Source organism: Priestia sp. 53B2 (genome assembly GCF_056099005.1).
The window spans coordinates 566,720-590,799 of the sequence record NZ_JBLZXA010000008.1; the positions used below are offsets into that span (position 1 = coordinate 566,720).

At 38.1% G+C, this 24,080-nt stretch carries 27 protein-coding genes; 2 read left to right on the forward strand and 25 right to left on the reverse strand.

From position 1 onward, the window contains the following. Nucleotides 1-159 precede the first annotated feature (159 nt). From mtrB to ACN6NE_RS06280, 9 genes are all read right to left on the reverse strand, one after another. Complete coding sequence (mtrB, locus tag ACN6NE_RS06240; protein WP_013059014.1) at nucleotides 160-390, reverse strand: trp RNA-binding attenuation protein MtrB; 231 nt, start codon at nucleotides 388-390, stop codon at nucleotides 160-162. A 25-nt stretch (nucleotides 391-415) separates the two neighbouring features. After that, nucleotides 416-982, reverse strand: a complete 567-nt coding sequence (gene folE, locus ACN6NE_RS06245; protein WP_013059015.1) for a GTP cyclohydrolase I FolE — start codon at nucleotides 980-982, stop codon at nucleotides 416-418. Between the two features lie 148 nt (nucleotides 983-1,130). Continuing rightward, nucleotides 1,131-1,403 (reverse strand): HU family DNA-binding protein, encoded by a 273-nt coding sequence (locus tag ACN6NE_RS06250; RefSeq protein ID WP_013059016.1) that lies wholly within the window; start codon nucleotides 1,401-1,403, stop codon nucleotides 1,131-1,133. Nucleotides 1,404-1,776: 373 nt separating this feature from the next. After that, on the reverse strand, nucleotides 1,777-3,255 hold the full coding sequence (spoIVA, locus tag ACN6NE_RS06255) for a stage IV sporulation protein A (protein WP_013059017.1): 1,479 nt from the start codon (nucleotides 3,253-3,255) through the stop codon (nucleotides 1,777-1,779). 229 nt (nucleotides 3,256-3,484) lie between these two features. Continuing rightward, nucleotides 3,485-4,207, reverse strand: coding sequence for a hypothetical protein (locus tag ACN6NE_RS06260; protein ID WP_474324896.1), 723 nt, complete (start codon nucleotides 4,205-4,207; stop codon nucleotides 3,485-3,487). 24 nt (nucleotides 4,208-4,231) lie between these two features. Next, a complete protein-coding gene (locus ACN6NE_RS06265) occupies nucleotides 4,232-4,435 on the reverse strand; it encodes a DUF2768 domain-containing protein (RefSeq protein WP_013059020.1) in 204 nt (67 codons plus the stop codon). Between the two features lie 315 nt (nucleotides 4,436-4,750). Further along, on the reverse strand, nucleotides 4,751-5,782 hold the full coding sequence (locus ACN6NE_RS06270; protein ID WP_129704612.1) for an NAD(P)H-dependent glycerol-3-phosphate dehydrogenase: 1,032 nt from the start codon (nucleotides 5,780-5,782) through the stop codon (nucleotides 4,751-4,753). 17 nt (nucleotides 5,783-5,799) lie between these two features. Beyond that, nucleotides 5,800-7,110 (reverse strand): ribosome biogenesis GTPase Der, encoded by a 1,311-nt coding sequence (gene der / locus ACN6NE_RS06275; protein ID WP_045292905.1) that lies wholly within the window; start codon nucleotides 7,108-7,110, stop codon nucleotides 5,800-5,802. A 297-nt stretch (nucleotides 7,111-7,407) separates the two neighbouring features. Continuing rightward, on the reverse strand, nucleotides 7,408-8,013 hold the full coding sequence (locus ACN6NE_RS06280) for a YphA family membrane protein (protein ID WP_013059023.1): 606 nt from the start codon (nucleotides 8,011-8,013) through the stop codon (nucleotides 7,408-7,410). A gap of 120 nt (nucleotides 8,014-8,133) precedes the next feature. On the opposite strand from ACN6NE_RS06280, the gene ACN6NE_RS06285 reads away from it, so the two are divergent. Then, nucleotides 8,134-8,271, forward strand: a complete 138-nt coding sequence (locus tag ACN6NE_RS06285) for a YpzI family protein (protein ID WP_016765475.1) — start codon at nucleotides 8,134-8,136, stop codon at nucleotides 8,269-8,271. 30 nt (nucleotides 8,272-8,301) lie between these two features. Here ACN6NE_RS06285 and ACN6NE_RS06290 read toward each other — a convergent pair whose 3' ends face one another. The 11 genes from ACN6NE_RS06290 to prsW form a co-directional block, all read right to left on the reverse strand. Continuing rightward, nucleotides 8,302-9,516, reverse strand: coding sequence for an MFS transporter (locus ACN6NE_RS06290; RefSeq protein ID WP_474324899.1), 1,215 nt, complete (start codon nucleotides 9,514-9,516; stop codon nucleotides 8,302-8,304). Nucleotides 9,517-9,691: 175 nt separating this feature from the next. After that, nucleotides 9,692-10,744, reverse strand: coding sequence for a type 2 isopentenyl-diphosphate Delta-isomerase (gene fni, locus ACN6NE_RS06295; RefSeq protein ID WP_474324901.1), 1,053 nt, complete (start codon nucleotides 10,742-10,744; stop codon nucleotides 9,692-9,694). Between the two features lie 16 nt (nucleotides 10,745-10,760). Further along, complete coding sequence (gene rpsA / locus ACN6NE_RS06300; RefSeq protein ID WP_013059027.1) at nucleotides 10,761-11,897, reverse strand: 30S ribosomal protein S1; 1,137 nt, start codon at nucleotides 11,895-11,897, stop codon at nucleotides 10,761-10,763. 162 nt (nucleotides 11,898-12,059) lie between these two features. Further along, on the reverse strand, nucleotides 12,060-12,647 hold the full coding sequence (locus ACN6NE_RS06305) for a lysophospholipid acyltransferase family protein (RefSeq protein WP_474324904.1): 588 nt from the start codon (nucleotides 12,645-12,647) through the stop codon (nucleotides 12,060-12,062). Continuing rightward, entirely contained in the window at nucleotides 12,644-13,318 is a 675-nt protein-coding gene (gene cmk / locus ACN6NE_RS06310; protein WP_013059029.1) for a (d)CMP kinase, read from the reverse strand. Before cmk ends, ACN6NE_RS06305 begins: the two co-directional genes overlap by 4 nt. 162 nt (nucleotides 13,319-13,480) lie before the next feature. After that, nucleotides 13,481-13,657, reverse strand: a complete 177-nt coding sequence (locus ACN6NE_RS06315; protein ID WP_013059030.1) for a YpfB family protein — start codon at nucleotides 13,655-13,657, stop codon at nucleotides 13,481-13,483. 68 nt (nucleotides 13,658-13,725) lie between these two features. Further along, nucleotides 13,726-14,202, reverse strand: coding sequence for a flagellar brake protein (locus ACN6NE_RS06320; protein ID WP_474324906.1), 477 nt, complete (start codon nucleotides 14,200-14,202; stop codon nucleotides 13,726-13,728). Then, nucleotides 14,171-14,392, reverse strand: coding sequence for a flagellar brake protein (locus ACN6NE_RS06325; protein ID WP_240702473.1), 222 nt, complete (start codon nucleotides 14,390-14,392; stop codon nucleotides 14,171-14,173). The genes ACN6NE_RS06320 and ACN6NE_RS06325 overlap by 32 nt, the downstream gene beginning before the upstream one ends. A gap of 155 nt (nucleotides 14,393-14,547) precedes the next feature. Further along, complete coding sequence (ypeB, locus tag ACN6NE_RS06330) at nucleotides 14,548-15,897, reverse strand: germination protein YpeB (protein ID WP_129704620.1); 1,350 nt, start codon at nucleotides 15,895-15,897, stop codon at nucleotides 14,548-14,550. A 17-nt stretch (nucleotides 15,898-15,914) separates the two neighbouring features. Beyond that, a complete protein-coding gene (gene sleB, locus ACN6NE_RS06335; protein WP_129704622.1) occupies nucleotides 15,915-16,847 on the reverse strand; it encodes a spore cortex-lytic enzyme in 933 nt (310 codons plus the stop codon). A gap of 146 nt (nucleotides 16,848-16,993) precedes the next feature. Beyond that, nucleotides 16,994-17,644 carry a glutamic-type intramembrane protease PrsW gene (gene prsW, locus ACN6NE_RS06340; RefSeq protein ID WP_129704624.1) on the reverse strand — a complete coding sequence of 217 codons (651 nt, stop codon included), beginning with the start codon at nucleotides 17,642-17,644 and terminating at the stop codon, nucleotides 16,994-16,996. A gap of 198 nt (nucleotides 17,645-17,842) precedes the next feature. On the opposite strand from prsW, the gene ACN6NE_RS06345 reads away from it, so the two are divergent. Continuing rightward, entirely contained in the window at nucleotides 17,843-18,814 is a 972-nt protein-coding gene (locus ACN6NE_RS06345; RefSeq protein ID WP_474324908.1) for an asparaginase, read from the forward strand. A 19-nt stretch (nucleotides 18,815-18,833) separates the two neighbouring features. On the opposite strand, the gene ACN6NE_RS06350 is transcribed toward ACN6NE_RS06345, so the two are convergent. The 5 genes from ACN6NE_RS06350 to ACN6NE_RS06370 form a co-directional block, all read right to left on the reverse strand. Then, entirely contained in the window at nucleotides 18,834-19,805 is a 972-nt protein-coding gene (locus ACN6NE_RS06350) for a YpdA family putative bacillithiol disulfide reductase (RefSeq protein WP_129704628.1), read from the reverse strand. A 124-nt stretch (nucleotides 19,806-19,929) separates the two neighbouring features. After that, nucleotides 19,930-21,195, reverse strand: coding sequence for a Glu/Leu/Phe/Val family dehydrogenase (locus ACN6NE_RS06355; RefSeq protein ID WP_370506064.1), 1,266 nt, complete (start codon nucleotides 21,193-21,195; stop codon nucleotides 19,930-19,932). Between the two features lie 358 nt (nucleotides 21,196-21,553). Beyond that, nucleotides 21,554-22,156, reverse strand: coding sequence for a genetic competence negative regulator (locus tag ACN6NE_RS06360; protein ID WP_474324910.1), 603 nt, complete (start codon nucleotides 22,154-22,156; stop codon nucleotides 21,554-21,556). 127 nt (nucleotides 22,157-22,283) lie between these two features. Further along, entirely contained in the window at nucleotides 22,284-23,195 is a 912-nt protein-coding gene (locus ACN6NE_RS06365; protein ID WP_474324912.1) for a MerR family transcriptional regulator, read from the reverse strand. A 107-nt stretch (nucleotides 23,196-23,302) separates the two neighbouring features. Next, complete coding sequence (locus tag ACN6NE_RS06370; protein ID WP_474324914.1) at nucleotides 23,303-24,070, reverse strand: metallophosphoesterase; 768 nt, start codon at nucleotides 24,068-24,070, stop codon at nucleotides 23,303-23,305. Between the last annotated feature and the right edge of the window lie 10 nt (nucleotides 24,071-24,080).

A 24,080-nucleotide genomic window follows, 5' to 3' on the forward strand; every position in this document is an offset into this window, starting at 1 on the left:
GTTTAAATCATTTAGCTGTTCATCCTCTTGAACACCGTTCATCTACATACCATCTGGATTCCTTAGACAGTAATTTAAGATATTGGTTTTAGTTTCACCATGTTTTTCCTGTTCTTATTCATTTATTTTAAATATAAATAAAAGCAGGAAAATCCCTGCTTATTTTTTCGTATCGGATTCAATTTCTCCGTGAACAGTCTGAATGACGGCTTTGCCACGAATTTTAATTGCGGATGTATGCTCAGTAAACTGCGCAATCATTACTTCGCCTTTATCTAGTTTTTCTGAATGATGAAATCGCGTATCTGCTCCTCGCGTTAAGCCAATTACGTTAACTCCATCTTCGACCGCTTTAATGACAATATACTCTGGCGTTCCTTTTTGTGTCATATTCTCTTCTCCTTCATCATCCACATTATGATTTAATCAGTGATAAAACTTCAGCTCTAGAACTTGCATCGTGTTCTAACACTCCACGTACAGCAGAAGTGATTGTCATAGCTCCAGGCTTTTTAATGCCTCGCATGGTCATACACATGTGCTCTGCTTCCACTACTACCATTACCCCGTGCGGCTCTAATGTTTCTACAATAGAATCCGCCACTGTAGATGTAATTCTCTCCTGAAGCTGAGGACGTTTCGCAACAGCTTCTACCGCTCTTGCCAGCTTACTTAAACCGGTCACTCGTCCGCCTTTTGGAATATACGCAACATGAGCTTTTCCGTAAAAAGGCACTAAGTGGTGTTCACACATAGAGTAAAAAGGAATATCTTTTACAAGCACTAGCTCTTCATGATCTTCTCCAAAAACTGTTTTAAAATGCTCTTTTGGATCTTCATTCAACCCGGAAAAGACTTCCTCATACATTTTAGCTACTCGCTTTGGTGTATCTAATAATCCTTCACGGTTTGGATCTTCGCCAATTGCTTCTAAAATTAGTCTCACAGCTTGTTCGATCTGTGGTTTATTTACAGATGACATGTTGTTGCCCTCCAATTCGTTGCATTACGACTTTATGAAAAAAATTCTAGCATATGTATATACCAAAGGCAAAAAAGAAAGGTCGCAAATGTGCGACCTTTCAAAGCTCTTCATCAACGGCTATGAATAAAGCCATTTTATGTAGATATTATTTTACAGCATCTTTAAGAGCTTTACCTGGTTTGAATGCAGGAACTTTGCTAGCAGGAATTTCGATTTCTTCGCCAGTTTGTGGATTGCGTCCTTTACGAGCAGCACGTTCACGTACTTCGAAGTTACCAAAACCGATAAGTTGAACTTTGTCCTCAGCTTTTAAAGCTTCTAAAATTGTATCGAAAACAGCATCAACTGCTTTTGTAGCATCCTTTTTTGAAAGCTCGCTTGCTTCTGCAACAGCATTAATTAATTCTGTCTTGTTCATGCCATTCACCTCCTCCCAAAATCGGATCATATAATAACTAAAAACCTTGTTAGAAAAGGAATCTAGTAATTCGTTATATCTCATTCTTTAACAAAACAAATGGATATTATACATAACCTATGTATCGACAAGCCTAATCATAAACGATTGAACTAAATAATTCAATGTTTTTCATTCATCTGCCGTATGTATGTAGTGAAAACAGTATGATCGATCGATTTCTGTTAAAAGATTAACATATTGAACAAGGCATAGCAAGCAGAAAATAACGAAGGAATAGGATAACCACGCGATCTATCACAATATATGTAAAGTTTTGTATGATCTATCCAAAAAGAAGAGGCTCCTTTATGAGGAGCCTAACGTTATATTCTTATAAAATAATCGCGATTAAACCTCCAGATCCTTCGTTAATAATCCGTTCTAGCGTTTCTTTTAACTTATATCGCGCATTTTCAGGCATCAGCGACAGCTTTCCTTGAATCCCTTCTCTTACGATTGAACTTAGAGAGCGGCCAAATATATCTGAATTCCAGATTGAAAGCGGATCATCTTCAAAGTCTTGCATCAAATAACGAACTAATTCTTCGCTTTGCTTCTCCGTTCCGATAATCGGCGCAAATTCTGATTCTACATCCACTTTAATCATGTGTATAGAAGGTGCCACTGCTTTCAAACGAACTCCAAAACGCGATCCTTGGCGAATAATTTCAGGTTCATCAAGGCTCATATCCGAAAGTGAAGGTGCAGCTACACCATAACCCGTTTGTTTAACCATACGAAGGGCATCAGAGACTTGATCATACTCGGTTTTTGCATGCACAAAGTCTTGCATTAACTGCAGCAAATGATCTCTTCCGCGAATTTCTACTCCCACGATTTCTTTCAAAATCTGATCATATAAGTCATCTGGAGCGTATAAGTCAATTTCGGCAATTCCCTGCCCCATCTCAATTCCGGCTAATCGAGCCTGATCGATAAACTCAAACTGGCTAAATTGCTCTACTACCCGTTCAACGTCTCTCAGCCTCTTAATATCTTTTACCGTTTCTTTAACGGCTTCTTGATAGCTTTCACGCAGCCAATGTTTATCTTTTAAAACCATTACCCAGCTTGGTAGATTAACGTTGACTTCTAATACAGGGAACTCATAGAGTGCTTCTCTTAATACGTTCATCACATCAGTATCGCGCATGCTTTCCACACTCATCGCTAATACTGGAATATCATATTTTTCATTAAGCTTTGCACGAAGCTTTTCTGTATCAGGATGATATGGCTGTACGGTATTAATAACCATGATAAATGGTTTGCCTACTTCTTTTAGCTCATTAATAACGCGCTCTTCTGCTTCCACGTAATCTTGACGAGGTATATCTCCAATTGAGCCATCTGTTGTAATGACGACACCAATCGTTGAGTGTTCTTGAATTACCTTTCTCGTTCCAATTTCAGCCGCTTCGTGAAATGGAATTGGTTCTTCATACCAAGGTGTATTGATCATTCGAGGTCCGTTTTCATCTTCGTACCCTTTAGCGCCAGGCACCGTATATCCTACACAATCTACTAATCGTATGTTAACTTCTAGCCCGTCATCTACCAAAACATTAACTGCTTGATTCGGTACGAATTTCGGCTCAGTTGTCATAATCGTTTTTCCAGCTGCACTTTGTGGTAGTTCGTCTTGTGTGCGAGCTCTTTCTGCCTCGTTCTCGATGTGAGGCAGGACCACCAGCTCCATAAACTTTTTAATAAATGTAGATTTTCCTGTTCGAACTGCTCCCACCACACCTAAATATATATCGCCTCCTGTACGTTCAGCGATATCTTTAAATACATCTACCTTTTCCAAAAGATCCCCTCCGATCTATGAGTTCATGGAATATGACATCCATTGCGAGAGTAAATTAGGACACTATATAGTTATGACGTTGTCCTATTAAAATATGACTTTTGATAGAAAAATTTATGATTTTTTTCATGCACATGCTGACTTAGTCATTCTGATTATCATTATTGGTGTACAAGAAAGAGAAAACCCCTTCTCTCTGAATATTATTCAAGGAGAAGGGGTTCATGACTTATTTTTTAAAAAATATTGGTTCATTCTTATCGTTGACTGTATAAGGGAGAGAGTAAGCAGGTACAAAATCACTGTTTTCCACGAGGAGCTTTCGTATATCTTCACCCGGTTTGTAGGCGCTTTTATGCTTTTGAATGGCATCATACAAATCAGGACGATAATCTACAAATACATCTCCCTGTCCATTAACAATTAAAGAAAGACTATTCCCTGTATATGGGCTAGTAACGACAGGAGGTTCTTTCATATTCAATTTTTTATAATTAATAGAGAATACGCCGGGAGCGATGACGTCTTTAAACGGTACGTACCCTTTATGATTTTGACGGTATATATTCAAATGTACGTTAACATCTTGAATCGTATCCGCCATCCGTAAGTCTAATAATTTAACCGTCGGCTTTGTTTCTGCATCCACAAGCACGTACGCAAATATCCCTCCACTTTCATACGAATTCCCAGGTGCGTCTTGCATGTATCTAGGAACAATTTTCGTAAAGTCAATCGGATATTTTTGATAAATCGGCGTGTTCATATCTTTCGTTTTTATCGGCAATAAGCCTCCGCTTTCTTGTTTAAATTGATCAACCGCCGTTTGCACGGAAGCAACTTGATCTTTATAAGGAACTTGATTTTGAGACATTCTTTCCGCCGGGTACAAACAACCGGATAATACAAAAATGGTTAACCCAACAATAGACGTTAGCATGAATTTTTTCATTTTTCTCACCCTACCATATGTACATTAAGCATCTGTCGGCCCGCTGAATACAACAATTACCATAATAAGACCTGCTACAATCATAAGCGAATAGGCAATGAAAGCGAGTACAATTTTACCAATGCGGTTCGTAATTTTATAACGACTAAAGTAAATAGAAAATACCGAAATAAACATAAATACAATGGAACCCAATGAAATCCACATCTTTAACAAACCTGGCGACAAATTGCATCCACTCCTTTTTTCACCGTTATTATAACATAAGGACTTATAGTTAAGATGGATATTGATAGAACTTTCTAAATTCACTATTTATTTACCTTCCAGTGATTCATGCTCTATAGTAATTACTTTCCTATTAAATTGACAAATTCCTGCTTTTTCACATAAAAAAAATCGAAGCGAAGGGGGCTCTTCGCTTCGATCATAACTAAATATTCCCATACTAACAGTTCTACTCATCTTTATTTACACGTTATTTTATGCAAGTAAATGATTTTGGGTATCACCAATTGCCTATTTTTTCATATTTCTTTGCACTTAATTTAATTTTTCTCCTAAAACATTCGCTAAATCTTCCATTTCATGTGTTTTAGTACGAGACATAAGCGCGTCTACTGCATCCTTTGCCTTCACATCATTAAACAGTACATTATATAAAGCATCAGCAATCGGCATTTTTACGTCATATTTTTGAGATAGCTGGTAAGCTGCTTTCGTCGTGCGTACACCTTCTACAACCATTCCCATATTTTCTAATACTTCGTCTAAATTTTTGCCTTTTCCAAGAAGATTACCAGCGCGCCAATTTCGAGAATGAACGCTTGTACACGTTACAATCAAGTCTCCAATCCCGGTTAAACCTGAGAACGTCAGAGGATTGGCACCAAGCACAGTACCTAAACGAGCGATTTCAGCTAAGCCACGAGTCATAAGAGCGGCCTTCGCATTGTCACCATATCCAAGTCCATCCGTGATACCAGCAGCAAGAGCAATAATATTTTTTAACGCTCCCCCAATTTCCACACCAATCACATCAGGATTTGTATAAACACGGAAGTACTGCTGATTATTAAATAAATCCTGCACTTTTTCTGCTGCTTGTATATTTGTTGAAGCTGACGTCACAGTTGTGGGCTGCCTTCTACTTACTTCTTCAGCATGACTCGGACCTGATAAGACAACGATGTCTTTTGTATCAATTTCTTGTTGAATCATTTGAGATATACGTAAAAGAGAATCCGGTTCAATCCCTTTACTTACGTGAACAATTGTAAACAGTTCACCGGTAAGGGATTTTAACTGCTGCAACACTTCACGAATGGCCTTCGTTGGAACAGCTAAAATAAGGGTTTCAACACCCTCTATTGCCTTTTCTAATGACGTAAAACCTTTAATCTGATGAGGAAGCTCTACACCAGGCAAATATTTCTCATTCTGATGCGTCTCGTTGATTTGATCAATGACTTGTTGTCTATGTCCCCAAATGCGAACATCGTGTCCATTTTCCGCCAATACGAAAGCTAATGCAGTTCCCCAGCTTCCTGCTCCTAGTACAGCTATTCTTTCCACGCCGATCACATCCTCTGTTATTTTCTTGGTCTTGCAATAATTTTAATTGGAGTTCCTTCGAATCCAAAAGCTTCACGAAGCTTATTTTCTAAGAAACGTTTATATGAAAAATGCATTAGCTCAGGATCATTTACAAACACAACAAAAGTTGGCGGCTTGATTGCTACTTGAGTTGTGTAATAGATTTTTAAGCGGTTGCCGTTGTGAGTAGGCGTAGGGTTCATTGCTACTGCATCCATAATCACATCATTTAAGATGCTTGTTTCTACACGTACCGCATGGCTTTCGCTTGCAAGATCAATCATTGGCAATAGCGTATGCGTACGTTTTTTCGTTTTAGCTGAAAGGAATACAATTGGAGCATATGTTAAGAACTGAAAATGCTCACGTATATTTTCTTCAAATTTTTTCATTGTTTTTTCATCTTTTTCTACTGTATCCCATTTGTTCACAACGATGACAACAGCTTTTCCAGCTTCTTGTGCATAGCCAGCAATTTTCTTATCTTGTTCAATAATACCCTCTTCAGCATTTAATACAATTAAGACAACATCTGAGCGCTCAATTGCCTTTAATGCGCGCAGTACGCTGTATTTTTCAGTACTCTCGTACACTTTTCCACGCTTTCTCATTCCAGCCGTATCAATAACAACATATTCTTGATCTTCTTTTGTAAATTTTGTATCAATGGCATCGCGTGTCGTGCCGGCAAGATCACTGACAATAACACGGTCTTCACCTAGAAGAGCATTAACTAATGAAGATTTCCCTACGTTAGGACGACCAATCAATGAAAATTTGATGACGTCTTCTCCGTAATCTTCGTCTTTTTCTTTTGGAAAGTGCTTAGCTGCCTCGTCTAGCAGGTCACCTAAACCTAAACCATGCGTTCCTGAGATTGGGAACGGTTCTCCATATCCTAGTGCGTAGAAATCATAGATTAATTCTCTCATGTCAGGATTATCTACTTTATTAACAGCTAGGACAACGGGCTTTTTGGATTTGTATAAAATTTTCGCCACTTCTTCATCAGCTGCAGTAATTCCATCGCGTCCATTCACTAGAAAAATGATTACGTCCGCTTCATCGATTGCAATTTCTGCCTGCTGTTTGATCTGTTCTAAAAATGGCTCATCCCCAATATCAATACCGCCAGTATCAATAATGTTAAAGTCCATATTCAGCCACTCACCTGAACTATAGATACGATCACGAGTTACACCCGGAATATCTTCTACAATAGATACTCGCTCTCCTACAATTCGGTTGAAAATTGTTGATTTTCCTACGTTGGGACGACCAACAATCGCAATAATTGGTTTTGGCATACGATTCTTCCCTTTCCTTGATCTTTTTTATGTATCGGCAACCAGTCTTTAATCGACTAAAGGTATTTATCTACATGTACAAATAAATAAGATCATTCTTTTTTCAAAAATTGAGGCCATGCAGCGTGGCATGACCTCTACTAATCGATCATAAGCGATAAAGCAGGCTTTTTATCAGCTTTATTTTACACCAAGCTGATTAACTGCCTATCCGCTGAATAAGCATTACTCTTTCAATCAAACAATTTTATCAAAAATCAACGGTAACAACAATATAATTTTACGAAATCTCTTCTTCTATTTGTAAGTACTTTGCTTTTGCCTGTGAGACTTCAGCACGTACAAATCTAAATAAGCAGAGAAATAAACCAGCATCTCCCAAATAAACATAGTTCCTACTGCTGTTGCTAAAACGTCGAGTGTCCGAAGAGACCCTACTTCATAAGATGCAATATCTCGAATGACAACTGCGTATAAAAAATCTCCTCCAACTACACCTAAAATGATCGCTGCGAATCTTTTTTCAGCATCTTTAATCACCATAAAGCAAATATATAAGATAAGTCCAGTCAAAATCCACTTACGATCAATAAAAATCCATACAGGATCATAGAGCTCAAGTAAACAAAAACCAGCATAGGCAATTATTATAATGCCGCATACAATAACATAATATAACTGCTGAAACCTGCTGTAGCCTGAAGCATACACACACGCTACCCCCACTAAAAACAAAGCGGTGTAGCTACATGAAAACTGAGCCATATGCATGTTCATTCCGCTTAGGAGTATACTGATTAATATAATGGCTGCTACCTTCCAACGCCTAGGTGTTTTGGGCATAAGAAAAGTCGCAACAATCCATCCCATCCACGAAAGCCAATAAAAGAAAATTCCGTCCACTGAATATGGCACCTCCTCTACCTGTCATCAGTATGTATCAATTTGCTAAAACTTAATCGGAGTTTTAGAATAGAACCCCTTATTTTGGACAACCTATCAGAAAAAAGGAGGGAATCTAAAATGGGAAAAGATCGTCAAGAGAAAAAATTAAAGGAATCAAAACGAGTTGAATCTGACCGTGATCAAGGACTTCACTATCCGGGAGCAACTAGCTTGCAAAGTCCTGAAGAAGCGCGCGAGTTAAATGATCATAAATAAAAAAATGCGCTGACTAAGTCAGCGCATTTTTTATTTTAAAACTGGATGTGAAACAGGATAGGAACGTTCTTTCTTTCCTGTAAACAAAAAGAGAACTCCTCCCACTAACAATAGTGCCCCTGACAAATAAAATCCGAATTCCATACTTCCAAGTTTATCTGCAAAATATCCGGTAATGTAAGGTGCAAAGATCGATGACAGCATGCCGCTGAAGTTGAAAAAACCGTACACTTTAGAGTACATAAACGATGGAGTAATATCCGCCATATACGAAATCAAAATCGGATCTAATGCTAATTTCCCTATCAGACCGTACACAATTAAGCCGATTAATAGCCAAGAATAACTCTCTGTATAGGGAATAAAAAATTGACATAAAGCGCCCGCTACTGACAAACTCACAATTAATGCTTTTTTATTTGCAATTCGATCAGATATATATCCAAAGAAGATTGCTCCTGGAATAGACGCCCAAGGTACTAAAGATGCTATGATGCCTGTTTGAGACCCTTCTAAGCCTCGCGAGTGCTGCAAATAATAAGGAAGCCACGTCAGCATCCCAAAAAATCCGTAAAGAGAGCAGAAGATTAAAATGTATACGAAAATATGATTTTTTGTAAATAATACTTTTAGCGACTGCTTTGTTTCTTTATTTAGCGCATTTTTTTCTTGATCCCTTTGCTTATCTTTTACAAAGAAAGCTATTAAAATAGCTATTACTATAGTCGGAATAGCAAATAAGTAAAAAGTAAACTGCCAGTCTTTTTCTAACGTATATGTAATGTATGTAGAACCGATAAAACCAAGTGATATACCAAAAGCCATTCCACTATTAATGAGCGCCGACACTAAACCTCGGTATCGTTCGGATGTGATGCTTGAAGAAATTCCGTATTGTGAACCATAATACGTTCCTTCTCCAAGTCCTGTCAGCGCCCGCATAAGTAAGAACATACCGAAAGTAGTTGTAAGTCCTGTAAAAAATGTGGCAACTCCAAACAAGATGTATCCAGCTACTAAGATCTTAACGCGACCAAATCGATCTGCCAAAAAACCCGTTGGAATTTGCATAGCTGCATACGCTGCAAAAAATACGGTAGACATTAACCCAAGTTCAGCTTTATTAAGATCCCACTGCGCACCGATATCTCCCATAACCGGAGATAAAATATTACGATCTGCATACATGAAAACCCAGCCTAAAAAGAAAAGAAAAATTGTAAATATAGGATGTCCCTTTTTCATTACGCCACCTCTTTTTCTGATTTTTCTGTTTATTTAACTTATTATAAGGAGCTAACGTTTGGGATTTCATGCTTTTTGTCACTTCTTCTGCCAACATTTTTTGTTTTTTTAAATGAAAGCGCGATCATTCATCTTTTAAAGAAATAAAAAAGCACGCAGTCAACTGCATGCTTTTTTATGATCTGTTATTAAATGTTTCTATAGATACATTTCGCTGAGTCAGCCAGCTATGGGTATCCCCTCTAATAACTAGAGGCATTTGCTGAAGCTTAGCAATAGAAGTTGCTCCTAGCGCAGCCATGATGAACGTTAACTCCTCATGCAGCTCGGCTATCTCTTCTACAACTGCTTCTAAACCAGACTTCATCAAAATGGACAAAAAATATCCTGCCATTCCCGTTGCAGAAGCTCCTAACGCAATAGACTTAGCAATATCCATAGAGGTTTGAATACCTCCTGAACCAATAATGGACATACCTTCTACGTGCTGAGATACTTCCGCTAAAGAAGCTGCTGTGGAAATTCCCCAATCATTAAAGAAGTGAAAATGTTTTGCTCGTCTTTCATTTTCGATTTTCGAAAAATTGGTACCACCGTACCCACCAATATCAACGATTTCAACACCAACATCTTTAAGTTTTTGCACTGCTTGAGCGCTCATCCCAAAACCTACTTCTTTGACAATTACAGGAACGGTTACTTCTCGGACAATGCGTTCAATACGACGTAATGCATCGGTAAAATCACGATCTCCCTCTGGCATGACCAGTTCTTGTATAACATTTAAATGAATTTGAAGTCCATTTGCTTCAAGCATATCAACCGCTTTTTTAGCTTGTTCAACTGTAGCTTCACTGCCTAGGTTGGCAAAAATAATTCCGTTAGGATTTTCTTGACGCACTACTCTGTATGATTGTTCTTCCTTTTCATCTTTAATCGCAGCCATCTGCGATCCAACGGCCATTGCTAATTGACCATGATGAGCAATTTGAGCAAACGAACGGTTAATCCGTTCCGTTTCTTGTCCGCCTCCGCCCGTCATAGCATTTATAAAAATTGGCGAACTTAACAAAAGTTCGCCAATTTTTGTATCAATATGAACATCGTGCACGCCAGTATTTGGTAAGCTATTATGAACGAAGCGAATATCATCTAGCCCGTGCAGCCGATGCTGTCCCGTTTGAATCGCATGATGAATGTGATCAATTTTACGTTTTGCTCTGCTCACAAATCATCACCATTACTTATCTTAATTTTTTTAATTGATCCCCAATCATATCACCTAATTGGAAACCTTTTGACTCTTCTTGTAATTCATAGTCACCGTAATCTTCTTGTTCTTCTTCCTCAAGATCACGAATGCTTAACGAAACGCGTCGTTCTTGTTCATTCACATCAAGTACTTTCACCGTCACTTTTTCGCCTTCAGAAAGCACTTCATGCGGTGTCCCGATATGCTTATGGGAAATTTGAGAAATGTGTACAAGTCCTTCTACTCCAGGTAGAACTTCCACAAAAGCTCCAAAAGATACAAGTCTTTTAACGGTTCCATCTACTACATCACCTTGGCGAAGCTTCGTAGAAATGTTGGACCATGGACCTTCTAACGTATCTTTAATAGATAATGAAACACGCCCCGTTGATTTGTCAACAGACAATACTTTGACTTTCACAGCATCTCCCTCAGCTACTACGTCTGAAGGTTTTTCTACACGCGTATGTGAAAGCTGAGAAATGTGCACTAACCCATCTACTCCGCCTACATCTACAAACGCTCCAAAGTCTGTTAAGCGCTGAACGGTTCCTTCTAAAACCTGACCTTCTTTTAATGACTCAAGAACATTTTCTTTTTGTTGTACAAGCTCTTCTTCTACAACTGCACGATGCGAAAGAATCACGCGATTTTTTTCTTTATCTAATTCCACTACTTTGACTGTAAGAGTTTGATCTTGATACTCTGCAAAATCATCAACGAAATGAGTTTCAACTAGAGAAGCTGGAATGAACCCTCTTACACCAATATCTACTACTAATCCGCCTTTGACAATTTCTTTGACTACCGCTTCAAACACTTCACCTGAAGAAAGTTTTGCTTCTAAACCATCCCATGCTTTTTCAGCATCTACAGCCCGTTTAGATAGCACAAGCAAATCGTCTTCCACTTTAATTACTTTCGCTTCGACTTCGGCACCTTCTTGGATTACATCGCCTGCTTTTTCAATATGTAAGCTCGCTAATTCACTAATTGGAATAATACCGTCTAGTTTGCTGTTAGGTACATCTACATACACTTGCTTTTCTTCTACTTTTGTAATAGTACCTTTTACTGTTTCTCCTACTTCTAATGACGTTACCTCTACTTGATTCATATCTTCTGTCATCGTCTTTTCCTCCTCCAATATCCATCTACAATATGTATTCCCTTGTAAGAGTTCTTCACTCTTTTAGCTCATCATTATTGTATATAGCTCTGTATAGAAAAAACTCTCTTTGTTACTAACTTCTAATAAATAGAATCTTTTGTCAAGTCATAAGGTTACAAACTATTGATATTTTTCAATTAATTCACCAATGCTTTTCATAATAACTTCGGTCACTTCGTCGGCTGATGCTTTTCGTTCGCGAAGCTCATCCATCTGAATTGGCGGTCCGTACACTACTTTTAACCTTGCAAAACGCTTATATGGACCAATAACAGCGCAAGGCACAACAGCTGCTTTTGAACGCAAAGCAAAAAAGCCTACTCCAGCCATCCCTTTTCCTAATTTCCCATTTTTACTTCTTGTTCCTTCGGGAAATAATCCAAGCACTTTTCCTTCTTTTAAAATCTTTAACCCTTGGCGCAAAGCTTCACGATCTGCCATCCCGCGCTTTACAGGGAATGTTTCTAACTTTGGCAGAACCGTCTTCAGAAAAGGTGCTTTAAACAGCTCTGCTTTTGCCATAAACGAAATAGGCCTTGGACATGTCACACCTACAGTAGGCGGATCTAAGTTGTCAATATGATTTGAACAAAGCAAAACTCCGCCTTCTGAAGGGATATTTTCTGCACCGATTACTTCATAACGATAAACTGGTGTTAAAATGCCTTTTACAATGGCACGTGCAAACATATAAAAGCTCAAAATCATCCAATCCTTTCTTTTGTAATAGAAAGTATTTTTTCTACAACTCCTTCAATCGATAAGGAAGTTGTATCGATTTCAATTGCATCTTCAGCTTTTTTAAGAGGTGCTACTTCGCGCTCAGAATCCAGCTTGTCTCTGCGGGCAATTTCTTCTTTTAAACGCTCTAAATTTGATTCAAAACCTTTTTTTATGTTTTCGTCATGGCGTCGCTGTGCTCTTTCATCCACAGACGCTAATAAAAAGATTTTAACTTCTGCGTGAGGAAGCACGTGTGTACCGATATCACGTCCATCCATTACAACGCCTCCATCTTTAGCAAGGCCCTGCTGTCTCGCTACCATCTCTTCACGAACTGCACGATGTTTCGCTACGATGGATACAGAGTTAGTTACTTCTGCGGAACGAATTTCACTTGTAACATTCTGTCCATTTAAGATGACTACCTGTCCAGATTCAGACGGTTTTAAATCGATTACTGTTTCGTTAAGCAAATGCAATAGCTCTTCTTCATTTTGCAAATCCACCTGATTTTTCTGCGCTTGATAGGTTAGAGCACGATACATCGCTCCTGTATCAACATAAATATATGATAAGGTTTCTGCTATAATCTTTGCCACTGTACTTTTCCCAGCAGCTGCAGGACCGTCAATCGCGATTGAAATTTGTTTTTCCATAAGTGCCTCCCTTAATTTCAAAACAGGAACAAACCACTTTCATCTTTTATACAATGAGCCATTTTATATGAAGCGTTTATAAACGAAAAAAAGAGCAGGGGGTCTTCTCCTGCCTGGTGTTCACTGCATGTTTCTTTCCTAGTTATTCTACCATACGTCCGACTACTGGTCGAATGTTTCAATAATTTTATTGAAATTATTTTTGCTAACTCCCTCATACTGAATAACCTTTGAGAAATATGTACTGTGACTGCTAGATAGTAAAATACATTGGGCAATTATTAAAAACACAAATTGAATAACTACTAATTTAATTAAAATTCGTTCTATTCGATTCACCTTTTTCTCCTTTTGTAAGAAGTAATACCTTTGCTTACAGTTTAGGAAAGAGAAGTTTTTTTTATACGCTAAAGAAGACCTTTTCTTCTTAAGTCGAGCTGACGCTTTAAGATATAACGAATCATCATCTCTTTCGTTTGTTTTTCCATATCCATAAATTTAATAGATAGCTGACCTACTTTACAAGAAGTCGGGGCGGTAATTCGTACAACTTCCCCTTTTAATTCAAGATGCTGCAAAGCTCCCTCACGATTAGGAAGACTTAATCGTACAACAACCGAATCTTTCTCATTAAAAAGCAGCGAGTGATGGAAGGAGCCGGCTATTCCACCTGCACTGATATTTTTAGTCATGATTTCCATTACATCCTGCTGTTCTTGTTCACTTTCTATCACCGCCTTCACTGTAAGCGGCACACGGAAAAAATTTCTTCTTTGGGTGGATTTTAACTTTTTATCGCCCGGGTAAAAGAGCTTCACAACAGGCATGCCTTTTATTTCACGCCCTGTTACTTCAGTTGTAAAGGTATATACATTTTGTATCATATCCAATAAACGTAGCAAGCAATTTTGTACCTTTTAGTAAAAAAGCACTTCGCTGCGTTTCTTCATTTAGCGGATAGCTAATATAAATCACGTCTTCCGTAAACTCAACTACTTTACATCGATATGTTTGTTGTAATGTAGACTCTCTGTGCCCGCTCTCTAACGTCAACCTCATTCCCGCTTTTATCATCTTCTCTCTCCTTCAGTTCCACTATATACACTTTTTCCCTTTTTTTAAACACAGTCAAATATGTTTATTTTGTAAATATAAATTAGTCATTTAGACTCAATAAAATATTACAAAACACAAAAACCGGTGTCTATAGACACCGGTTTTTATCAACTTTACACTTCATTATATAAAGGTTCTGAGTTTTGCAGTTTTTCGACTTTTTCTTCAAAACCCGTATCGGCATTGATGAAAATACGATACGTATCATTTTTTATTGTCCCTAAAAACTCATAGCATAGCACTTCTTCGTTTAAATCATTCGTAATAATTGCCAAGCGGTCTTCCATCACTTTTACATTCGGGTTCAGCTTAGTTTTTGCCTGTTCTTTCGAAATTTTAGGTTTTGGAATATCTCTTGTACGATGTTTTAATAAGAAGTCTTTAGCTGAAAAACCAATCACAGATCCATCTTCTAAAGACATTTTCATTTTAACTGAATCTGGATAAATCCGAACTCCACTTTCCGTTTGCTCTACGAATGTAAAGACTCCCATGTTATCATATTGAGCGCTCTCAGCCATCACTAGGCTTTCAAAACGATGATCTTTTAAAAACTTATTCGCTTTGTTCATAGCATCGTTTAAACTAATATTTTGTTTTTTAATATCTCGATCTTCGAGCACCCAAAGCGGATATCCACCTTTTTGTGTAATATCCATATACGTCTCTTGTTTAGTCTTTGGATCTGTAATGGTTAAGCTGTATACCTCATAATCGGCATCTTTTCCGCTCTTTACAATATGAATTTGTTCATTTCCTTTTAAATTCAAAAATGAACGCGCCACTTGTTTTGCAACATCTTCACTAACTTCTCTACCTTTTAATTGATGAAAAGCGTTTTTTTCCTGCTCATTCGTTGCATTCATAACGCCTAAATCTGTTTCGGCAAAAGAATCCATACTTTTTTCAACGGTTTTTAATCCGTCAATAATTGTATTGTCCCCTTGCTTTTCTTTAGTCGCTAACGCTAGCTCGACATCCATCCAGCGCAAGTTATTATCAATGACCAGATGCTGTACTTGGCGCATTTCATTTTGAATTTCGCCTGACTGATCATAAAGCGAATTTAACGTTTTATACTCTTTATCTGTTAAGGGTGATTTGCTTAAATCCCTTACCGCCACTTTGTACGTAAAGTCACCAACATCTGAAAGAAACTCTTCTGTTTTATTGAACGGTAAAAGCGATAAAGGCAGCTGTCCTACATTGTTATGAGCTTCAGAAGTTAAACGCCATACTTCCGCAAGCGCGGGCGAAAGCTGATCTCTCGAACTCATGGCGAGCGTGCCACCGATTTTATCATTTAATAAATCTAGCTGATATGACAAATCATGAAATGCTCGTTGATACGTATTCTCCGCTTGAAGCAGCACAGCATCTTTTTCTTGATGTTCGCTGTACCCCCAATATCCTACACCTACAACACCAATAGCTAATAATACAATTAAAATTGTTCGAATCATGTTTCCTTCACCTCTCTTTATCGACAGAAAATATGTTTCCCGATTTGCTTAATTTGAGGACGTGACCAAATCCATGCGCTTGTTGCTGTATCCGGATTAAAGTAATAAATAGCATTCCCAGTAGGATCCCATCCGTTAATCGCATCCATAACCGCTTTTTTAGATGTTGGATTGGGTTCAAGCCAAATTTGCCCATCTGCTACGGCAGTAAATGCACGCGGTTCAAAAATAACTCCAGCGACTGTATTTGGAAATGACGGACTGTTAACTCGGTTCAAAATAACGGCCGCTACGGCTACTTGGCCATTATATGGTTCACCCCGTGCTTCACCATGCACGGCATTTGCCATGAGCTGAATATCGTTTTGTGAAAAACCGCTTGGTACATTCACCGCTGTTGGCTTTTGTGCTTTTTCTTTCTGTTGTTCAGAATTTCCTTTAGCCGTATTACGTTGCGGCTGACTGGCAGGTTTTTTTGCTTGAGAAGATCCGCTTTGTGCTTTTTGCTGATCATTGTTCCCCCTGCTTTTCCCACTGCTACCGCTTCCTTTAGACTGTTGATCAAGAGGCTGACCGCCATAGTGCGTAAACTTACTCCCTTTTCTAATTTGATTTTTCACATAGTTTTCGTGATATTTTGTTGCGTTGGCTAATTTAATCTTTGTTTGCCAGCCTGCTAAACCGTCAATCTTTTTAATGCCAAATTCATATTGAAAATTGCGCAGTGCCCAGTATGTGCTCCATCCAAATACACCGTCAATTTTCCCATTATAATAACCTAAATACTGAAGTCTCGACTGCAGCTCAATAACGTCATCTCCAACTGCTCCGTGTTGAATGACTTGATTTGAAAACGCGTGAGCGGCCTTTGGACTCACAACGGACGCTGCAATAAATGAACATATGCATATAAGACATGCATACTTTTTAAAACATCGAAATGATAACATGACAAAACCTCCTACATCGTATGTAACTGATAAGATGATAGGAGTATTTTTTGTAAAGGTTGTTTTTTTATACAAGATGCGCAAAATTTACCGAAATGAAAAAAACTCAGCTCGTAAATCTCTCAAAAAAGATTTACAAGCTGAGCCTAGACAATCGATGGCTGTTTGGCCTTTTTTACTTTTCTTAACGCCAGCCACCATAAATAAATCATAAATGGAATAATAATAAATACCCAATGATCCATTGTTTTTAAAATATAATCATATGTTCCATGTAAAATGAGGGGCGCAAATAAGGAGTACAGCGTCCACTTCGTTTTTTCCTTTCCTTCAGAAAACTTTGCTTTCCCTAAATAATACCCCATAATGACGCCGAATAAAGCATGACTAGATACGGGTAAAAAGGCTCTTCCTAGCGCTGATTCTAAACCATTTGCAAATAAATATAAAATATTTTCAACGGTAGCAAAACCTAATGAAACAGCTGCCCCGTAAACAATTCCATCATAATGCTCATCAAATTCCACATGCTGATAAATCGTGAAATATAAAATGAACCATTTGAAAAATTCTTCTAAAAAGCTTGTCGTAAAAAATGCTTGAAGAAAAGGTGATTGAAAAACGTGTTCTTCACCAAATACATATTGAATAAACATAATTGGCAAAACAAGCATTGCTCCAAAAATAAATGTTTTTAATACCATTGAAATAGGCTCAGTTTCATATTCATCTTTCAAATAAAAAAAACTTAACAATGCCAATCCTGGCGCAATGCCTGCAGATACAATCGCCAACATAAATAGCGCCTCATCTCCTCTATTTTTTTTAATAGTAACATGTTATCTTTAGGATGAAAATCTCCGTCTATAATGTCCTTATCTTTATATGTAAATGCTCACATAACTTGCTGTCGATTTACAAAGCCTAACAAAGACCTTAAACAAGTATACCAAAAAATGTATCATACTTATATGAAAAATTGAAAGGAGCTCTCTATGAAAACTGTTTATATTCTTCACACCGGCGGCACAATCTCTATGAAAGAAGACATGGCAACTGGATCGGTAACACCAGATATTCAAAATCCGCTTCACCGCTCAACATCATCTGTTTCAGGTATGGCCAATGTAATCGTAGAAGAAGCATTTCATCTGCCTTCTCCTCACATTACTCCTAAGGAAATGCTTATACTTTCAAAAAAAATACGCGATAAAATTAATGAAGGCAAAATTGATGCAGTCGTGTTAACTCACGGTACGGACACGTTGGAAGAAACCGCTTATTTTTTAGATTTAACAGTGCATACAGATATTCCAATTGTCTTAACTGGAGCCATGAGATCAAGCAATGAAATTGGTTCAGACGGTCCTTATAATTTTATATCTGCGGTTCGGGTGGCTATTAGTGACGGTGCAAGAAGAAAAGGTGTCTTAGTTGTGATGAACGATGAAATTCATACCGCTGAAAACGTGACCAAGACCCACACAAGCAACGTGGCGACATTTCAAAGCCCTCAGTACGGGCCAATAGGATTAATCACAAAACGCGGCGTATCTTTTCACCACATGCCTACAGAACATGAATTTTATCCTGTCAATCAGATAGATAAACAAATCACTTTATTAAAAGCTTATGCAGGAATGGACGACCATTTATTTCAAGCAGTGGCTTCAATGAATGTTGATGGACTTGTAATTGAAGCCCTCGGTCAAGGAAATCTACCTCCTCTCACAATTCCAGGCATTCAATTGCTTTTGGAGCGAAAGATACCCATCGTGCTCGTTTCTCGCTGTTTTAATGGAATTGCTCAAGATGTATATGGATATGAAGGCGGTGGCAAGCAGTTGAAAGAGATGGGCGTTATTTTTTCAAATGGCTTAAATGGTCCTAAAGCACGCATTAAACTGTTAGTTGCTCTCCAAGTAACAACGAATCATGATGAACTGCAGCAGCTATTTAATCATTAGTAAAACAACGCATAGAAGCCTATGCGTTGTTTTTGTTGATAATATGAGAAGCAATTGATTTTCCATGAAAACGTCCATTTTCAATAAAAATCTCATTAGCATTGTTTCCTGCAGCAATCACACCAGCGATATAAATTCCTTCCACGTTTGTTTCCATCGTCTCTTCGTTAAAAGAAGGGCGGCCTGTTTCATCATCTAACTCCACACCCATTTTTGTTAAGAACGAATGATCAGGATGATACCCAGTCATGGCAAAAACGAAATCGTTACTAATCGTAGACTCTTTCCCTTCCTGTTCATATGTTACCGTTTCATCCGTTATCTTCGTTAAATGAGCATTAAAATGCATCTCAATTGTTCCATTTCGAACCAACGCCTCAAATTCAGGCAATATCCAAGGTTTTACGCTAGGGGAGTAATCTGAGCCACGATAAATAACCGTCACCCTTGCATCACACTTTACCAATTCCAGAGCTGCATCGACGCTAGAGTTTTTTCCGCCTATAACGACTACATCTTTATCAAAGTACGGATGCGCTTCTTTGAAATAATGAAATACCTTTGATAAGTCTTCACCAGGCACATTCATATAATTAGGATGATCGTAATAGCCCGTAGCTATAATGACATTCTCCGCTTCATATGTCTCTTTAGATGTTGTGACAATAAATTGGTTTTCCGCTTGTTTGTCTACTTGCAAGACACGTTCAAACGGCTGAATTCGAACTTGTCTGCGCTTCACCACTTCTCGGTAGTAAGCAAGAGCTTGGTTGCGCACAGGCTTACGATTTTCGGTAATAAAAGGGACATCCCCAATTTCTAGTTTTTCACTCGAACTAAAAAACGTTTGGTGGGTCGGATAGTTATAAATGGCATTCACAATATTCCCTTTTTCAATTACAAGAGCATCAATACCTGTATGTTGAAGCTCAATAGCTGCTGAAAGGCCGCATGGTCCTCCGCCAACAATAATTACTTTTTCTTTCTTCATGCCTGTCACTCCTTCAGTTGTAAACGCACCTTTTTTTTATTTTAACGCAGTGTAAAACAAAAAAATCTCCTCATTAATGATAGGAGATTTTTTCTATTTACGCAATTGTTCTGCTGTTCTGTTTTTAAATCCAGCCTCTGAAACGAGAGCCTTCTGCCATTTTTCTTACGCCTATCATATAAGCAGCTAGACGCATGTCGACTTTTCGAGTTGTAGAGGTTTCGTAGATGTTATTAAATGATTTAACCATTACTTTTTCAAGCTTTTCTTCTACTTCTTCTTCCGTCCAATAATAACCTTGGTTATTTTGCACCCATTCAAAATAAGAGACTGTTACACCGCCGGCACTTGCCAAAACGTCTGGAACTAATAAAATTCCTCTCTCTGACAAAATGCGCGTTGCTTCAAGAGTTGTTGGTCCATTTGCTGCTTCTACTACAATACTCGCTTGAATGTTATGGGCGTTTTCTTCTGTAATTTGATTTTCAATCGCAGCTGGAACTAGGATGTCACAGTCAAGTTCAAGCAGCTCTTTGTTGCTGATTGTATTATTGAATAATTTTGTTACTGTACCAAAGCTATCGCGTCGATCTAATAAATAATCAATGTCTAAACCGTTAGGATCATGCAGCGCTCCGTACGCATCGGATATCCCTACAATTTTAGCGCCAGCGTCGTGCATGAACTTAGCTAAAAAGCTTCCTGCATTTCCAAACCCTTGTACTACTACCCGTGCACCTTGTAATTCAATGCCTCTTTTTTTCGCTGCTTCACGAATACAAATAGTTACTCCTTTTGCAGTCGCTGTTTCACGGCCGTGCGAACCACCTAAGACAAGGGGCTTTCCAGTAATAAAGCCCGGTGAGTTAAATTCATCAATCCGGCTGTATTCATCCATCATCCAAGCCATAATTTGTGAATTTGTAAACACATCCGGCGCTGGAATATCCTTTGTTGGTCCAACAATTTGGCTAATCGCACGAACATATCCGCGGCTTAAACGCTCTAATTCTCCAAAAGACATATTTCGAGGATCACAAACAATTCCACCTTTTCCTCCACCGTAAGGAAGGTCAACGATTCCACATTTTAAACTCATCCATATAGATAGAGCTTTTACTTCTTTTTCAGTTACGTTTGGGTGAAAACGAATTCCGCCTTTCGTAGGACCAACTGCATCGTTATGCTGCGCTCGGTGACCTGTAAAAATCTTAACTGATCCGTCATCCATACGAACAGGAATTTTTACTGTCATCATTCGTAATGGCTCTTTTAATAGTTCATACACTTCATCAGGATAGCCTAGTTTTTCTAACGCTTTATGTATCACTGTTTGTGTAGATTTTAAAACATCATGCTTCTCTTCTTGACTATTTTTACTGTCTTGCATCTTGTCGGCTACCATCTGTAAACCTCCTAAAATGTATCGAAAATTATTCGTTTTTAATTGAATGGTGCTTCTTTCATGACATAGTATACACCCTTAGTTTTACATTGCAAAGGAAAATATCGAACTTTTAGTATTTTTTGTGTTCTTATAAGAAAACGCTTCCATTAACTTTACAAGGTATGCTACAATGTTTTAAGTCTACCTCTTTTCTAGTATGCTTTAATCGTCTAAAAAAAATAAAAAAACACCCGGTGATAAAGAGCACTTTCAACAACTTTGTACAAGCTGAAAGTGCAGCCACTCTTATTTTAATAAAAGTGCTTTATCCTTCACGGGTGTAATTATTTCAATTAAACAGTTAAGAAAAGACAGAGTTAATATACTCCAAAGCTCTCTTTTCTACTAACATTTTCCCATATTCATTTACGCGGTGCTTTGTAATTGTAGAGGGATTTCCATACTCCGCCAAAACCGCAATCATATTCCCAACTTCAGCCGGTGACAGCATGTGATAATCCAACAGCACGTAAAAACGTTTTTCAAATGAATAGAGCACACTATCCGTATCGTAAAAGTTTGGCATGCGTTTGGTCAGCTGAATGACATCTTCAAATGAATCAAACTCAAAAAACATGTCTTCGCTTTCATCTAGCATGACCTGCATTTCAATGAAGTCTTCGAACTCGTCTTCATCGAACTCACCGTAGCTGGTTTCTTCTTCATACTGCTTTGTCACAAATACAACCATTCCCTGTGCTTGAAGTGAAAAAACTTCTACAGAAAGAGAATTTGTAGGTTCAAAGTTCAGTTCTTGAGAAGCTTGCTCTATCATCTCACGAAAGAGCTGCTTTACTTTGAATGTATCTGTCCATAGATCTTCTTTTGTTAACCCTCTTTCTTTTAAATCATCGTAGGTCAAAAAAACTTTTAGCTTATTATAGTTTAATCGTTCAAGCCTCATTAGCGTCCCTCCCCGCTTGCACTCATAACCACATGGTTCGATAATGCAGTATATGTATTTTTTGGAAAACGGTTCGTGATGTTTACTTACGAGTTTACAGGTTTATGATAGGAAAGACAAGCTATTCTCAATCAATTTCTGCTAATTTTTTTGTTAGCCAGCTGTTCCACTCTTCTTTTGTATTTCCTAAAATAAACGGCTGGGCCTCGCCTTTTCTTTTGCTATCTAAACCATCAAACACATAACCGCCTAATCCTACTTTGAGATGCGGGAATTTCTTTATCATTTGGTTCGTCAAATTTAGTGTTTTCTCGGCATTTTCCATCATTGTGCATGACATAAATAAAAACGTTGGGTCTACTTCTTTAACAATTAACTCAACATCTTTATCTTCAATGCTGCTTCCTAAATAAATAACCTCAAACCCTTTACGGCGTAAAAATAGCGTAAAGACTAGGAGTCCCACTTCATGTGTCTCATTAGGTCCGCATACAGCAATCGCTTTAGGCAATAAGCCATTTGAAGGCAGCGAATAAAAAATCATGCTGATACGCGTTTTTAATACTTGAGTCGTATAATGCTCATGAGCACTTGTAATTTGCCCTTTTTCCCACATATCTCCAACCGTCACGAGTAGAGAACCCAAAATATCAATAACCACTTTTTCTACCGAATACAGGCTAAAAGCATGATTAATTAAATCCTGTGCTTTTCCTTCTTCAAAAGATAAAAGTATCGTTAACAGCTCATCCCTAATTTTTTGAGGGGAATCTACTTCTCCTTCTTCTTCAAACGTTCCTACTGTACTACTTTCCGTTTCTAATAACGAAACCGCTTGACTTATGGTAAAACCTCCGCTCACTTTTTCCGTGAGCCATTTTAATTTCCGCAAATCTTCCTCTGTATATAACCGATGCCCCGAATCGTTGCGGACAGGATTTAAAATTTGATAACGTCGTTCCCATGCACGCAAAGTTCCCGGCTGGATTCCGACCATATTTGAGATGGCTTTAATATTATACTTCCCTTCGTGAGCCATACGTAACCTCCAACTACTCTTCGTGAACTGTATCTATTAATTGAATTATAGGATAAGTTATCCTGTGTGTAAAATTTGTATATGCTATGTAAAGAGTTTGTTCAAGGCTATTCTTTCCTTTTTAAAGTGATATAATGCGTTTGGGCTCTAGCTTGTAAACGGAGAGGCAAAGAGGTTGTACCATATCCGTTACTGACAAAAAGAGGAATCTTTCTTTTTTCTTTCAGCCCTCCTAATTCATACATACCCAAATTAAATAAGCGTATCTGTCCCCCGTGTGTATGCCCGCTCAAAATTAAATCTACTTTTGATTCTTCATCTACATAATAGATAACATCAGGATTATGGCTTAGAAGAATGGTAAGCCGTTCAGTTCCAATGGAAGAAACAGCTCTCTTTAGATTCATCTGACCTTCTGATAAATCATCTACCCCCGCAAAGTGGCATGTAGTACCATATTTAGAAACGGCAAAGACATGCTCATTTTTAAGGGCAATAACTCCTTCATCTTTAAGCATCTGCTTCAATTGCATTTGACTTACTTCGTAATCATTATTTCCCCACACAAAATAGACGGGTCCTAGCGTTTTAAGCTTTTGAATATTTTGACGAGCCCGCAATAAAGGGACTCCTCCTTCTAGTAAATCACCGCCTATGATCACAAAATCTACTTCGCCCGGTATTTTTTCCAACAGCTTCGACGAAACTGTTCGCTTATGTATATCCGATATAAAAAACAGGCGCAAAGGCTGCTGATTTTCAGGAAATCTTGATAAATGAATCGTTCTTTCTTCGACATATGTACGATGGGCTTCTGAAAACATAAAAATCAGCAAGCCTATGCCTAACGCTAAAACAATTAAAAGAATAACCATATATTCTCCT

Coding starts and splice junctions, on each gene's coding strand:
- mtrB (WP_013059014.1), bottom strand. CDS start 390: ATGACACAAAAAGGAACGCCAGAGTATATTGTCATTAAAGCGGTCGAA.
- folE (WP_013059015.1), bottom strand. CDS start 982: ATGTCATCTGTAAATAAACCACAGATCGAACAAGCTGTGAGACTAATT.
- ACN6NE_RS06250 (WP_013059016.1), bottom strand. CDS start 1,403: ATGAACAAGACAGAATTAATTAATGCTGTTGCAGAAGCAAGCGAGCTT.
- ACN6NE_RS06260 (WP_474324896.1), bottom strand. CDS start 4,207: ATGAAAAAATTCATGCTAACGTCTATTGTTGGGTTAACCATTTTTGTA.
- der (WP_045292905.1), bottom strand. CDS start 7,110: ATGCCAAAACCAATTATTGCGATTGTTGGTCGTCCCAACGTAGGAAAA.
- ACN6NE_RS06285 (WP_016765475.1), top strand. CDS start 8,134: ATGGGAAAAGATCGTCAAGAGAAAAAATTAAAGGAATCAAAACGAGTT.
- ACN6NE_RS06290 (WP_474324899.1), bottom strand. CDS start 9,516: ATGAAAAAGGGACATCCTATATTTACAATTTTTCTTTTCTTTTTAGGC.
- rpsA (WP_013059027.1), bottom strand. CDS start 11,897: ATGACAGAAGATATGAATCAAGTAGAGGTAACGTCATTAGAAGTAGGA.
- ACN6NE_RS06305 (WP_474324904.1), bottom strand. CDS start 12,647: ATGATTTTGAGCTTTTATATGTTTGCACGTGCCATTGTAAAAGGCATT.
- cmk (WP_013059029.1), bottom strand. CDS start 13,318: ATGGAAAAACAAATTTCAATCGCGATTGACGGTCCTGCAGCTGCTGGG.
- ACN6NE_RS06320 (WP_474324906.1), bottom strand. CDS start 14,202: ATGATACAAAATGTATATACCTTTACAACTGAAGTAACAGGGCGTGAA.
- ACN6NE_RS06325 (WP_240702473.1), bottom strand. CDS start 14,392: ATGATAAAAGCGGGAATGAGGTTGACGTTAGAGAGCGGGCACAGAGAG.
- ypeB (WP_129704620.1), bottom strand. CDS start 15,897: ATGATTCGAACAATTTTAATTGTATTATTAGCTATTGGTGTTGTAGGT.
- sleB (WP_129704622.1), bottom strand. CDS start 16,847: ATGTTATCATTTCGATGTTTTAAAAAGTATGCATGTCTTATATGCATA.
- prsW (WP_129704624.1), bottom strand. CDS start 17,644: ATGTTGGCGATTGTATCTGCAGGCATTGCGCCAGGATTGGCATTGTTA.
- ACN6NE_RS06345 (WP_474324908.1), top strand. CDS start 17,843: ATGAAAACTGTTTATATTCTTCACACCGGCGGCACAATCTCTATGAAA.
- ACN6NE_RS06350 (WP_129704628.1), bottom strand. CDS start 19,805: ATGAAGAAAGAAAAAGTAATTATTGTTGGCGGAGGACCATGCGGCCTT.
- ACN6NE_RS06355 (WP_370506064.1), bottom strand. CDS start 21,195: ATGCAAGACAGTAAAAATAGTCAAGAAGAGAAGCATGATGTTTTAAAA.
- ACN6NE_RS06360 (WP_474324910.1), bottom strand. CDS start 22,156: ATGAGGCTTGAACGATTAAACTATAATAAGCTAAAAGTTTTTTTGACC.
- ACN6NE_RS06365 (WP_474324912.1), bottom strand. CDS start 23,195: ATGGCTCACGAAGGGAAGTATAATATTAAAGCCATCTCAAATATGGTC.
- ACN6NE_RS06370 (WP_474324914.1), bottom strand. CDS start 24,070: ATGGTTATTCTTTTAATTGTTTTAGCGTTAGGCATAGGCTTGCTGATT.